The 13031-nt window shown below is 64.1% G+C and carries 10 protein-coding genes; 4 read left to right on the top strand and 6 right to left on the bottom strand.

Translation table 11 applies throughout. The features are described from left to right. Window positions 1-38 precede the first annotated feature (38 nt). The 5 genes from ACYQ01_RS16800 to upp all read right to left on the bottom strand — a co-directional run bounded on the left by ACYQ01_RS16800 (window position 39) and on the right by upp (window position 4871). Window positions 39-983 carry a D-alanine--D-alanine ligase gene (locus ACYQ01_RS16800; protein WP_459934970.1) on the bottom strand — a complete coding sequence of 315 codons (945 nt, stop codon included), beginning with the start codon at window positions 981-983 and terminating at the stop codon, window positions 39-41. Then, window positions 946-1587: an HDIG domain-containing metalloprotein gene (locus tag ACYQ01_RS16795; protein ID WP_459934969.1), complete on the bottom strand. Its 642-nt coding sequence runs from the start codon at window positions 1585-1587 to the stop codon at window positions 946-948. Before ACYQ01_RS16795 ends, ACYQ01_RS16800 begins: the two co-directional genes overlap by 38 nt. Next, window positions 1587-2411, bottom strand: a complete 825-nt coding sequence (locus ACYQ01_RS16790; protein ID WP_459934968.1) for a tetratricopeptide repeat protein — start codon at window positions 2409-2411, stop codon at window positions 1587-1589. The genes ACYQ01_RS16795 and ACYQ01_RS16790 overlap by 1 nt, the downstream gene beginning before the upstream one ends. Window positions 2412-2931: 520 nt before the next feature. Beyond that, window positions 2932-4206: a uracil-xanthine permease family protein gene (locus ACYQ01_RS16785; protein ID WP_459934967.1), complete on the bottom strand. Its 1275-nt coding sequence runs from the start codon at window positions 4204-4206 to the stop codon at window positions 2932-2934. 38 nt (window positions 4207-4244) lie between these two features. Beyond that, window positions 4245-4871: a uracil phosphoribosyltransferase gene (gene upp, locus ACYQ01_RS16780; RefSeq protein ID WP_459934966.1), complete on the bottom strand. Its 627-nt coding sequence runs from the start codon at window positions 4869-4871 to the stop codon at window positions 4245-4247. 363 nt (window positions 4872-5234) lie between these two features. Between upp and ACYQ01_RS16775 the strand changes: the two genes are divergently transcribed. Next, a complete protein-coding gene (locus ACYQ01_RS16775) occupies window positions 5235-7295 on the top strand; it encodes a DEAD/DEAH box helicase (RefSeq protein ID WP_459934965.1) in 2061 nt (686 codons plus the stop codon). Between the two features lie 333 nt (window positions 7296-7628). Here ACYQ01_RS16775 and ACYQ01_RS16770 read toward each other — a convergent pair whose 3' ends face one another. After that, the gene (locus ACYQ01_RS16770) at window positions 7629-8087 is read right to left on the bottom strand and encodes a hypothetical protein (protein WP_459934964.1); all 459 of its coding nucleotides are present in this window, start codon (window positions 8085-8087) and stop codon (window positions 7629-7631) included. A gap of 171 nt (window positions 8088-8258) precedes the next feature. Between ACYQ01_RS16770 and ACYQ01_RS16765 the strand changes: the two genes are divergently transcribed. The 3 genes from ACYQ01_RS16765 to ACYQ01_RS16755 all read left to right on the top strand — a co-directional run bounded on the left by ACYQ01_RS16765 (window position 8259) and on the right by ACYQ01_RS16755 (window position 12981). Beyond that, on the top strand, window positions 8259-10733 hold the full coding sequence (locus ACYQ01_RS16765) for a glycogen/starch/alpha-glucan phosphorylase (protein ID WP_459934963.1): 2475 nt from the start codon (window positions 8259-8261) through the stop codon (window positions 10731-10733). Between the two features lie 107 nt (window positions 10734-10840). Next, on the top strand, window positions 10841-12451 hold the full coding sequence (locus ACYQ01_RS16760; protein WP_459934962.1) for an AlbA family DNA-binding domain-containing protein: 1611 nt from the start codon (window positions 10841-10843) through the stop codon (window positions 12449-12451). Window positions 12452-12540: 89 nt separating this feature from the next. Continuing rightward, window positions 12541-12981 carry a hypothetical protein gene (locus ACYQ01_RS16755; RefSeq protein WP_459934961.1) on the top strand — a complete coding sequence of 147 codons (441 nt, stop codon included), beginning with the start codon at window positions 12541-12543 and terminating at the stop codon, window positions 12979-12981. Window positions 12982-13031 lie beyond the last annotated feature (50 nt).

The following is a 13031-nucleotide window of genomic DNA, read 5'->3' as shown; positions in this document are numbered from 1 at the left end:
GCGGTGTCAGGACGCCGCGCTGTGTATCCCGCCTGGGGTCAAAGGTCCAGTTCGTTGTTGCGCGCATTCCCCGCGGGCTTGCGGCGTTCTTCCAGTCCCAGGGCGACCAGCTTGGCCACCAGGGCGTCGAAGTCCATGCCGGTGGCCTTGGCCGATTTGGGAATGAGGCTGGTGGCGGTCATGCCGGGCAGGGTGTTGACTTCGAGAATGAGCGGCGTCTCGCCTTGCAGCATGAAATCGCTGCGACTGTATCCCGTCAGTCCCAGGGCCTTGTGCGCGGCCAGGGCCGCGGCCTCCACGGCCTGCAGAATGCGGGAGGGCAGGGGGGCGGGACAGATTTCGTCCGCGCCGCCCTGGGCGTATTTGCTGTCGTAATCGAAGAACACGCCGACCTTGGGTTTTATGAGAATGGGCGGCAAGGCCCGGTCGCCCAGCACCGCGCAGGTCACTTCCGGGCCGTCCACGGCCGGCTCCACCAGCACCTCGCGCCCTTGGGAGAAGGCCAGTTCCAGGGCCGCCGGCAGGTCTTGCGGCGTCTTGACCAGGCTCATGCCCACGCTCGATCCGCCCGTGTTGGGCTTGACGAACACGGGGAACGCGAAGTCCGGCACCCAGCCCTCGGGGGCTTGGCCGATGAGCAGGCGCCAGTCCGGAGTGGCGATGGCGTTGGCGCGGAAAACCTGTTTGGCGCAGGCCTTGTTCAGGGCCAGAAACGACGGTTCCGGCCCGCTGCCCTGGTAGGGCAGGCCGCAGGCGTTGAGCATGGCCTGGATCAGTCCGTCCTCGCCGGGTTGTCCGTGCAGGTTGATGAAGGCGAAGTCGTGTCCGGCGGCGGCCGAGGTCAACCGGTCGAAGTCGGTCAGCGGGTCGAAGCGGGTTACCGTGTGGCCCAGGCGTTTGAGCGCCTCTTCTATCTGGGCCGCTCCCGCCAGGGAAACCTCGCGTTCACTTGACCACCCGCCCGCAATCAAAAGGATGTTCATTGAGATCGACTCCCAGCAATTTCCCGAAGGCCGCTTCCAGGGACGCGGCCTGCTTTTGGGATTCGGCCAGACGGCCTCTGATGTCCTGTGTGGCCCCGTAGCGGGCGTACAGGTCTTCGAAACGTTCGTCCAGGGAAACCACCACGTTGTGTCGCACGCGTTTGTCGCCGTAGATGATGGCCAGGGGCAGAAAGTAGTTTTTCACGTCCAGGATCCAGGGCCAATGGACATGGTGGACGATGCCCATGGCCAACAGGGGATTTCCGGTTTCCTCCTGCATCCAGGCGCCGCCGAGTTGGCTGTGGCTGCCGCCGTAGCGGATGGTGTAGGTCTTGGCGATGTCGTGCAAAAGGGCCGACGCCCGTACGAGCTGCACGTCTTCGTCGAGTCCGATCCGTTTGGCGCACAGGGCCAGGTTGGTGGCGACCTCGGCGACCATCAGGCTGTGTTCGCGGATGTGCGGCAACATGTCGAAGCGGTCCCAGAGGGCGAAGCAGGATTCGTCGCTGGGGGCCGGAGGAAGGGCGGCGGGGTCCGGCCGGTCGGGCGGTCCCAGCCGGGTCAAGGGGGCGTAAGGCCCGCCCTGGAGGGAAGGTACGCTCATTACAGGCTGTCCCGGCAGTGTCTGGTGCAGAATTCCAGTCCTTTTTTGGCGGGTTCCAAAGACGGGTCCAGGGCCAACACCTTGCCCAGCACCTCCTGGGCCTTGGCCCAGTTTGTCGAGTCGATGTACACCCGTGACAGATTGAAGAGATAATTAATGTTGTCTTTGTCGATGTCCAGTGCCGCCATGTAGGCGCGCTCGGCCTGGTCGAATTTTTTCGTCTTGCGCAGGGCCACGCCCATCATGGCCAGGCTTTTGTGGTCGGCGGGATCAAGCTCGGCGGCCTTCTCAAGAAAGGTTATGCATTCCACGTGGTTGATGTCAAAAAGAATTTTGCCGATCTGGGCGTGGAGCGCGGCGTCCTGCGGAAAATCGTCGCTGAGGCGGCGAAAGTGCTGCAACGCGCCGTCGAAATAGCGCTGGGCGATGAGTTGTTTGCCTTTTTCCAGCCGGTCGATGCGGGACTGTTCGCGTTGCCCGGCCATTTGGTCCTCGCGCTGCTTGCGTACGGCTTCCAGCAGCGGGGGCAGGGCGCGGAGCTTGGTGAGCAGTTCGGTCTCTTTTTTGGGCTGATACTCCAGGGCGGTGGAACTGACCTGCTTCACCAGGGGATCGAGATTGATGAGGTTGACGGCCTTGACCAGGAGGTTCTGAAATTCTTTCTTTTCCTGTCGGATAAGTAGATTTCCGTGCTTCATGTAGACGAAAAGGCCGAACAAAACGGACTTGATGGCCGCGTCGATGTCGCCGTCCTTGAGAATGACCACGATGTTCATCAAGTGTTTGCGTGCCTGGACGAGGAGATCTTGGGGCGAATGCTGCATGAAGGGGACCTGTTAACCTGCTCAAATTACGCCGTTTCAATAACAGTATAGAAAAGAAAGCAAATCTAGGCAACTGATTTTGACGAGCCGGCGTATGCTCCGGGGAAAGCGTCGCCTTGCCGCCGTTGTGCGCGGTGCGGAGGGCGGCAAATGCGGTGGCATGGTTTCCCAAACCGTGTCTCGGAAAGGTTCCTGTTACGCGCTGATCGGGCTTTCACGGCCGGTTCACGGAACCTTGAAAACGAATTATGTGGCTATCAACAGTTGTTTTATGTTCAGCATGGCGCGGCACAAGCAATATGGGTCTCCACGGGAGAAAAGCACACAGCGCCGCGTCGGGATGCCGCGTTGGCGAACCGGTGAAGTGTGTCCGACGGACACGACGTTCATTTGAGATCCGTTATTCGTCGCCAACGACAAACATGAAAAGCCGATGGCGACGGTGCTGGCGCATGGACTTGCGGTCGTGGCTGTATTTTGTCAGACAATGGTCCTTTCGGTCGGGCGCACGGGATGCGGTCTAGTCTTTGGCGGACTCCATGCCCTCTTCTCCCGGCGCTTCGGCCTCTCGCGGCAGGATGATGTTGAGCGCCACGCCGGCCACGCCGGCCAGGCCGATGCCTTCCAGATGCACGCCGAAGAAGGAAAAGCTCATCTTGCCCATGCCCAGCACCACGATGAGCGCCACCAGCACCATGTTGCGCGGACGCAGGAGGTCCTGCCCGGCCAACACCAGGGAGTTGAGTCCCACCACCATGATGGCCCCGAACAGCAAGAGCATGATGCCGCCCATGACCGGTCCGGGTATCGTCTGGAGCAGGGCTCCCAGCTTGCCCACGAAGGCCAGGCACAGGGCGGTGAGCGCCGCCCAGGTCATGAGCCCGGGATTGTAGATCTTGATGAGCGATACCGCTCCGGTCACCTCGGCGTAGGTGGTCAGGGGCGGTCCGCCCAGAAAGCCCGCCAGGGCCGTGGCCACGCCGTCTCCCATGAGCGAGCGATGGATGCCGGGATTTTGCAGGTAGTCGCGGCCGGTCACCTGTCCGATGGCCAGGATGCCGCCAAAGTGCTCGATGATCGGGGCGATGGCCACGGGCACGATGAGCACCACGGCCTCGAAGTTGAACGTGGGCGCGGTGAAGCTGGGAATCTTGAACCAGGGCGCGGCGACGACGGGGGAAAAGTCGACCATGCCGGCGAACAGGGAGGCCGCGTATCCGGCCGCGATGCCGCAGATGATGGGAATGAGCCGCAATATCCCCCGTCCCCGGATGGCCACCAGCACGGTCACGGCCAGGGAAAGCATGGAGATGAGCATGGCCTTGTTTTCGGGGTAGAGGATCTTGGCTCCGTCTCCGGTCTTGCCCATGGCCATGAACACGCCCACCGGGGCCAGGATCAGGCCGATGACCATGATGACCGGCCCCGTGACCACCGGCGGAAGATAGCGGTGGAGAAATCCCTGTCCGCGCCATTTGATGAGCCCCGCGAACAGGGCGTACATGAACCCCACGCAGGCCAGTCCGCCCAGGGTGGCGCTTTGTCCGTAGCGCTGGGTGCAGAGCATGATGGGGGCGATGAAGGCGAACGACGAGCCCAGGAAGATGGGAATGCGAAATTTCGTCAGAACTTGATAGCATAGCGTGCCCAAGCCGGCCGTGAACAGGGCCACGTTGGGGTCCAGGCCGGTGAGTAGCGGAACCAGCACCAGGGCGCCGAAGGCCACGAAGAGCATCTGCGCGCCCACGGGAGCGTCGCCCAGGCGAAGCCGATAGTGCGTTGGCGTGATGGCCATCGGGGACTCCTTTTTCTTTTCGGATTGAGGGGGGCGGGCTATTTCGTACCGAAGATCTTGTCGCCGGCGTCGCCCAATCCCGGCAGGATGTAACCCTGGTCGTTGAGGCGTTCGTCCACGGCGGCGGTGAAGATGTCCACGTCCGGGTGGTTTTTTTCCATGACGGCCAGGCCTTCGGGCGCGCTGACCAGGCAGAGGCACTTGATTCCGGGGCAGCCGGCCTCCTTGAGCAGGTCCACCGTGGCGGACAGGGTGCCGCCCGTGGCCAGCATGGGATCGAGCACCAGGGCGCTGCGCTCTTCGATGTTCTTGGCCAGCTTGACGAAATAGCGCACGGGCTTGAGCGTCTTTTCGTCCCGGTAGAGGCCCACCACGCTGACCTTCGCGCCGGGGATCATGTCCAGAACGCCGTCCATCATGCCCAGTCCCGCGCGCAGGACGGGCACGACCGTGACCTTTTTGCCGGCAATCTGATCCACCTCCACCGAGCCGGCCCAGCCGGTGATGGTCTTGCGTTCGGTTTTCAGGTCCTTGGTGGCTTCGTAGGTGAGCAGTCTGGCGATTTCGTTGGCCAGGTCGCGGAAGTTTTTGGTGCTCACGCCCTCCTCGCGCAGGATGCCCAGTTTGTGGCGCACCAGCGGGTGGTCGACGACGATGACGGACATGGTCGGCTCCTTGGTCTTTGGCGTTACGGTCCCACGCGCCGCGGGGGGCGCGGACGAATCCGGCTTGGTTTGCCGGCTTCGGCCTCCGGGGTCAATATGCTAAATTTGTCACAAGGGCTTCGGGTGTTGACAGAGGGTCGCGCCGGATATAATTGGCCACACACGGAAACGACGTTTCCGATCCGGCACGCCTGCCTGTCACGCGGGGAACACGCTGCACCTCGCTCCATCCATACAGTACAGTCTTGATCCTGCCGGGCCTCGTACCCCGATGAAGCCGACCTGACCGGAAGGCAGCGTATCGCGTCACGCCCGTATTTCATCGCGCCGTCTTGCGGCCAACGATCAAAAAAAGGATTCCCTTTGAATTTCGACTCTTTTGCCTTTCTTCCCCGCATCGCAGCCAACATCGCCCGCCTGGGCTACGAAACCCCCACCCCCATTCAACAACAGGCCATTCCGCCGGTGCGCGAAGGCAAGGATGTCATGGGCCTGGCCCAGACCGGCACCGGGAAAACCGCGGCCTTCATGTTGCCCATCATCGAGCGGTTTCTGAAAAATCCCGCCCGCAAGCGCGGGTGCGTTCGCTCCCTGGTCATCGCCCCCACTCGCGAACTGGCCGAGCAGTTGAGCGACGCCGCCCAGGAACTCAGTGCCGGCACCATCTTCAAGGCCGTCACGGTCTACGGCGGAGTGTCCATGAATCCCCAGATCGCCAAGCTGCGCGCCGGAGCCGATCTGGTGGTGGCCTGCCCGGGACGCCTGCTCGACCACGTCAACCAGGGCCACGCCGACCTCTCCGGCGTGGAAGTGCTGGTGCTCGACGAGGCCGACCACATGTTCGACATGGGCTTTCTCCCCGACATCAAGCGCATTCTGGCCAAGCTGCCCTCCGTGCGCCAGACGCTTCTTTTTTCCGCCACCATGCCCGAAAGCATTCGCGGATTGGCCAATGACATTCTCGTCGATCCCGTCACGGTGAAAATCGGCCACGCGGCCCCGGCTCAGACCGTGGCCCAGGCCATCTATCCCGTCGAACCCCGGCTCAAGACCAAGCTGCTCCTGGCCCTCCTGGGCAAGGCCGAAGGCGGGTCCGTGCTGGTCTTTACCCGCACCAAGCACCGGGCCAAACGTCTGGCCGAACAGATCGGCAAGGCCGGACACCGCGCCGCCGCCCTGCAGGGCAACCTTTCCCAGCGTCAGCGCCAGGCCGCCCTGGACGGCTTCCGCGACGGGCGCTTCGACGTGCTGGTGGCCACCGACATCGCCGCGCGCGGCATCGACGTGACCCGCGTCGGGCACGTGATCAACTTCGACATCCCCGACACCCCGGAAACCTATACCCACCGCGTGGGGCGCACCGGTCGCGCCGAGCGCACCGGCATGGCCCATACCCTGGTCACCCGCGAGGACCAGTCCATGGTGCGGGCCATCGAACGCCTGCTGGGCAAGCCTTTGCCGCGCCGCAATCTGGAAGGCTTCGACTACCGGCAGGAAACGCCCCCCGAACACGATTTGCCCCGCTTCCATGCCCCGAGCGACCGGCGCGAACGTCCCTTCCGGCCCGCCATGGCTTCGGACCGGCAGGACAGCCGTCCCAGGTTTTCGGCTCCCTCGACCCGCGGCGACCGCCAGGGCGGTCCGAACCGGACGGGGAGCGATTTCCGTCAGCCGGGGGCCGTTTCCGTCGGCGAACGCGACGAGCGTCGCGCGCGCCCCGGGGCTCGTCCCGGCCAGCGGCCGCAACGCCCCCACGGGCGCAAGCCCCTGGGCGATCGGCAGCCGAGTTTCGACACCATTTCCGAATATGGCGGCCAGTTTTTTCATGACCCCGCTTCCCGGAACGTCGGCGAGCGCCAGCGTCGGCCCCGCGTGGCCAGGGAGCAGGGCGACCGTCAGCCCCGTCCCCGCGCCATGGCCGGGTACGACGACCGTCAGCCCGGGACGTATGACAGCGCCGCGTCCGGCGTCTCCCGCGACAATCGCGGCCAGCGCCGCGCTCCCCGGGGAGCCTTTGTCGAAGGCCGGTCCAACCGCTCGCGCGGCGGGGACGGCGGGTATCGCCAGGCCACGCGCAAGGGCGAGGCCAACGGTAACGTCAACGGCAACGTGATCGCTCCCGAGTCTCGGTACAATCCCTTCGACTTTGTTCAGCCTGTGGACCTGTACCCCGGCGGAGTGGACGCCCCGGCGCCTCGGTTGCGGGCAAGCTACGTGCCGCCGAAGACGTCCGCGCCGACCTGCGAGCCCCGCGAATTCGATCGGCCGTCCAGGCTTCACGCCGAGGAGGCCGAGCAGAAGGAACAGCGCCGCCCCGAACGTCCGCGCCATGCGGACCGGTCAAGCCGCGACGGCTCAGCCCATCCGACTCGTCGCCGGGTTTTTCTGGACGTGTCCGCACCCAGAAGCGAAGGCGCCGTGTAGAATAAAACGGGGAGCGCGAGAGAGAAACGGGGGCTGCCGCCCCCGGTCTCCCGCCCGAGGGGGTGACCCCCTCGGACTCCCCAGTGGCCTGCGCTGCGGGGGCGACCGCGCCAAGGGCCGGACTGGCGCGAAAGGAAGGCCTGAAAGAAAACAGGCGCAATACCCTTACGCGTTTTAAGATCATAAAAAGCCCTCGGGAGCGGCCTTGCCGCTCCCGAGGGCTTTTCTCGTCAAATGACGTCGTTTGCCATCGAAACGCGAAGCGAATCGCGGGGGGGGCCGGGGGCAAGGCCCCTGGCCGCCGGAGGCCTCTTCCTCTTCTCCTGCCCTTTCTTATCCTCGCGCCTTTCCCCCGCCCATCTTCCGCAGATCGCCGGCGCACAGGGCGGCCCCCACGGCGGCGAGGTCCTGGGCGTCTTCGGGGGAGATTCCCAGGGCGGCGAAGTCCTGGCGCATGCGCGCTTCCATGCGTTCGGATTCGAGGAACATGGCATAGGCCAGGGCCAGGGCGGCGTTGTTGTTCGGGGAGTTGTCGCACAGGGTGGCGAGTTGTTCGCGCGAGGCGGTTTCGAAGAGTCGGTCCACGAACAGGGCGATCCAGACGCGGTGGAGTTCGGGCATCAGGGGGGGGATTTTGGCGGCCAGGGATTGCAGTTCGTCCGGGCTCAACCCCGGACGGAGCGCGCCGAGGGTTTCGCGCAGGGCTTCGTCGCGTCGCTGGTGGGCGTCTTGCACCCTGGCGTAGAGCGCCTTGTGGGCGATCAGGCGCAGCGGGGCTTCTTCGGGGTTCACGGGTGGCCTCCTGGTATGGTGTGGGGAAAGGGTAGCCCAGGGCGCGGTGCGAGGCAACGTCGCCAAGTGGCTTGGCGGTTGTCAGGGGGGCGCGCACGGGGTATAGAGCGTAAGGCTTTCAGCCTCATCCCGCCAACATTCTCGCCAGCCTGTCACGGCAAGGAGTCGCTCATGGCGTGCGCATCCGATAAAGCCGAGTTCAAGGACATCCGAACGGATGATTCCGTGGAGTCGCTCAAGCGGGCGGTGCTCGATAATCTCTATTATCTGCAAGCTCGCATCCAGGCGGACGCCACCCTGGAAGACTGGTATGCCGCCGTGGCCTATTGCGTGCGCGACCATATGCTCAAGGCCTGGATCGAGCGCGTTCAGGCCGTGGCCAAGGGCGGGCTGCCGCGCATCGTGGGATATCTGTCGGCGGAATTTCTCATCGGGCCGCAGCTTGGGGACAATCTGCTGTCGCTTGGGCTCACCAAGAAGATGGAACAGGCCCTCAAGGAGCTGGGACAGAACCTGAAGACTATCCTCAAGCGCGAGGTGGAGCCGGGGCTGGGCAACGGCGGGCTGGGGCGTCTGGCCGCGTGCTACATGGATTCCCTGGCCACCCTGGGGGTGCCGGCCATGGGGTACGGCATCCGCTACGAGTTCGGCATGTTCACCCAGACCATAGAGAACGGCTGGCAGGTGGAACAGGCCGACAAGTGGTTGCGAAACGGCTTTCCGTGGGAGATCGTGCGCCCCGAGTTGGGGCACGAGGTGGGCTTTGGCGGTCACACCGAACGCTACCGCGATGAGCACGGCCTGCTGCGGGTGCGTTGGATTCCCGGCAGAAGGGTGCGGGGCGTGCCTTGCGACGTGCCGGTCATCGGCCAGGGTGGAAAGGTCTGCAACATCCTGCGCCTGTGGGCGGCCCAGGCCGTGGAGTCCTTCGACTTCGAGGCCTTCAACATGGGCGAATACTTCAAGGCCGTACACAATAAGCTCTTTTCCGAGACCATTTCGAAGGTGCTTTATCCCAACGACGATCCCGCGATCGGCAAACAATTGCGCCTGGGACAGCAGTATTTTTTCACAAGCTGTTCGTTGCGCGACATGCTCAGGCTCTACAGCTACTTCGGGGAGCCATTGGAGCGCTTTCACGAATATTTCGCCATCCAACTCAACGACACGCACCCGGCCGTGGGCGTGGCCGAACTCATGCGCATTCTCGTGGATGAACACCGCATGGCCTGGGACGATGCCTGGGACGTGACTCGGCGCACCTTCGGCTACACCAACCACACCCTGTTGCCCGAGGCCCTGGAAAAATGGGCCGCTCCCCTTTTCGCCGAAGTGCTGCCCCGGCATTACGAGATCATCGAGGAGATCAACAGGCGCTTTCTCGACGAAGTGCGTCGCGCCCATCCCGGCGACGAGGGCCTGGTGGCCCGGGTTTCGCTGTTCGACGAGTCCGGTCCCAAGTACGTGCGCATGGCCCATTTGGCGGCCCTGGGCAGCCGGGCGGTGAACGGGGTGGCGGCCCTGCATTCGGAGCTGCTCAAGACCGACGTCATGAGCGATTTCGCCAGGCTTTTTCCCGACAAGTTTCACAACGTGACCAACGGGGTGACGCCCAGACGTTGGCTGGCCTTGTGCAATCCCCGCCTGGCCCGCATCGTGACCGCCCGCATCGGCACGGGATGGCTCACCCGGTTCGAGGATGAAATCGCCCGGATCGAACCCCTGGTCGAGGATGAGGAATTTCGTGAACTGTGGCGGCTGGCGAAGTTTCTCAACAAGAACAAGTTGGCCGCGTTGGTGCGTTCGCGCGCGGAAGTGGATCTCGACCCCACGGCCATGTTCGACGTGCAGGTCAAGCGCATTCACGAGTACAAGCGTCAGCATTTGAATATTCTTCGGGTGATTGCCCTGTACAACCGCATCAAGGCCGATCCCGGCATCGAGATCGTTCCCCGGGCGTTTCTCTTTGGCGGCAAGGCCGCTCCGGGATATTTTTTGGCCAAGCGGATCATTCGGCTGATCAACGGCGTGGCCGAGGTCGTGAACGCCGACCCGGACGTGGGCGGAAGGCTGCGGGTGGCGTTTTTCCCCAACTTCAATGTGAAGAACGGCCAGTTCATCTACCCCGGAGCCGACCTTTCCGAGCAGATATCCCTGGCCGGCAAGGAGGCCTCGGGCACCGGCAACATGAAGTTCGCCATGAACGGCGCGTTGACCATCGGCACCCTGGATGGAGCCAACGTGGAGATACGCGAGAAGGTCGGGCCCGAGAATTTCTTCCTGTTCGGCATGACCACCGACCAGGTGGAAGCGCGCTGGCGCGAGGGATACGACCCCAGACGCTGCATAGACGCCAGCCCGGAATTGGGATTGGCCCTGGACCAGATTGAAGCCGGGGCGTACTCCAGGGGCGACCGGGAGGTGTTCGCCCCCCTGGTGCGCACCTTGCGCGACCGGGACGAGTTCATGGCCCTGGCGGATTTCGACTCCTATATGGAATGTCAGGAACGGGCGGCCCAGGCCTACCGGGACAAGGAACGGTGGACCCGCATGTCCATTCTCAACGTGGCCCGCATGGGCTTTTTTTCCTCGGACAGGGCCATCGCCGAGTATTGCGAAAAGATCTGGAACGTTTCCCTCGGGTGAGGTGAAGAAACGGCCGCCTCCCGGCGGGGCCGGCGCCGGACGACCGGGTCGCGGTTCGTCCGGCGGTCCGTGTCGCGTCGGCTTGCGGCGGCAATGAGGTACAGTCCTTGGTCGGATATCGCAAAGTGGTCATGGCGCTCATCGCCTTGGTGCTGGTCGTGGCCGGACTGGCGGCGGTGGAGGTGTCGCGCGTCAGCAAAAACATCTACATTCAGATCACCGAGGCGGCCTCGCGGGGGCTGCGCGATCGGTTGGTTCTGTTTTTGGCTCCCCCCCTGGACAGCCTGGTGCTGGCCAGGGGGTTTCTCGTGCAGGACAAGTCCGCGGACAAGCCCGCGGCCGACCTTGTGCCCCTGCTGTTCCCGGCCCTGACCGAACAACCCGCCCTGGTGGCGGTCATCGCCTCGAACCGGAACGGTCCCACGGTGCTTCTGGCCCGTGACGGCGACGGGTTCCTGGGAGCCGTGGCCGACGCCGACGGCAAACTCTCCTGGCGGCGCTACGAGGCCTCGCGCGAGCTCGCCGGGCCGGCCCTGGCCGAACCCGTACTCACCAAGGCCGCCCTGGAGGCCCTGGAAGACGTGCGGACCAACATCCATGTGGGCAAGCCGGTCTGGTCCAGGGCGTTCTCCCTGCCCGTGGCCAAGGGGGCGGTGCTCTCGGCCTCCACCTTCGTGGGTGGGCAGACCGCGTACATGCTCACCTACGTGTTCAGCGTGGAAGACATCTATCAGGTCTGTTCCAGGGATCTGGCCTCCCGACACGAGCGGGTGCTTCTTCTCGACGCCAACGGCCGGGTGCTCGACTTCGGACGCCTGCACGACGAGACCGACCACGCTCCCGTGGACAAGGGGCAGACGAACCGGACGGAAGCGGCCCAGGGCGACATCCCCCTGTTTCTCGATCCCGTTCAGGCCATGGACTCCCAGTTGGGTGCGGCGGCCCAGGCCTGGTGGAGCCAGGGCAAACCTCTGATCCGGGCCTTTCCCTATCAAAGCGGCGGTCAGACTTGGTGGATGGCCCTGAGCCAGGTTTCCGGCGGGGAGAACATTCTCTATGCCGGAGTGGCCATCGCCCAGTCGGAGTTGTGGGGCGAATTCTTCGCTGGGCGTACCATGCTCGTGCTGGAGATCCTGGCGGTTCTCGTTGTGGCGGGGTTGGTCCTCCTGCTGATGATCCTGCGGCGCAGGCGTCACGGCCAGGCGAGCGACGAACCGGGATTTTTCGAGACCGAACGGGAAGTGCTGGACCTGCTCGCCAAGGGGGAGAGCGACCGGTTGGAGTTCAAGTCCAGCCTGCGCTTCAACCTGAACTCCGGAAAGCCCGGCAAGGAAATCGAACTCGCGGCCATGAAACCTTTGGCGGCCTTCATGAACACCGCGGGCGGGTGCCTGGTGGTGGGCGTGGACGACGCGGGCCAGGTGCTGGGACTGGATCCGGACGGTTTTACCAACGACGACCACTTGCTGAGACACTTCACCGGCCTGGTGAACCAGCATCTGGGCATCGAATGCGCGCGCAACATGACCTTCGGCGTGCGCCCGGTTCAAGGCAAGCGGGTGCTGGTGGTGTGTTGCGTCCCGAGCGACGATCCGGTGTACGTGCGCGGCGGCAAGGAGGAAGAGGAGTTCTATATGCGGGTGGGGCCTTCGAACCGCAAGCTCAGCCTGAGCCAGTTCCTGGCCCACATGGCCAGGCGCAAAGGGCGCGCCGAATGAGGCGGGCGGGCGGCCTTCGGGGATACATCCGGGCGGAAGGGCCGTGAGCGCCCCCGCAACCGGTATCCCCGGGAAGTGAGGGCAAACGCATGCTTGGCCAACTTGCGCTGTGTCTGGCCGTATGTCTGCTGGTGTTCATTAACCAGGTGTGCATCAGCACGTATCTCGTGCGTCTGTTCGTGCGACGCCACGGCCGGTCCGCCATCGAGGGCGGAAGCTTGCGCGTGGTGCTGTTCCTGGGCTGGTCGCTGATCGTCATCGCGGTCGAACATCTCTCCAACGTGGCCCTTTGGGCCTTGGCGGCCCTGGCCGTGGACGCCCAGCCCGACTTCCGCACGGCCTTCACCATGGCCCTGGCCAACTACACCACCCTGGGCGGGCCGGATCCGGCCTGGAACAGCTCCTGGACCTTGCTCCCGCCCTTTCAGGCCCTGACCGGCGTGATTCTTTTCGCCTGGTCCATTTCGCTTTTTTACTCCATGCACATGTACGTGGTGAAACAGCGCTACGAGAGCAATCAGCTCACGTAGCCCGAGACACGGCGCAAAAAAGAAAGGAGCCCCCGCGAGGAGGCTCCCTT

Source organism: Fundidesulfovibrio butyratiphilus (genome assembly GCF_054657235.1).
This window is presented reverse-complemented; position numbering and strand designations above follow the sequence as displayed.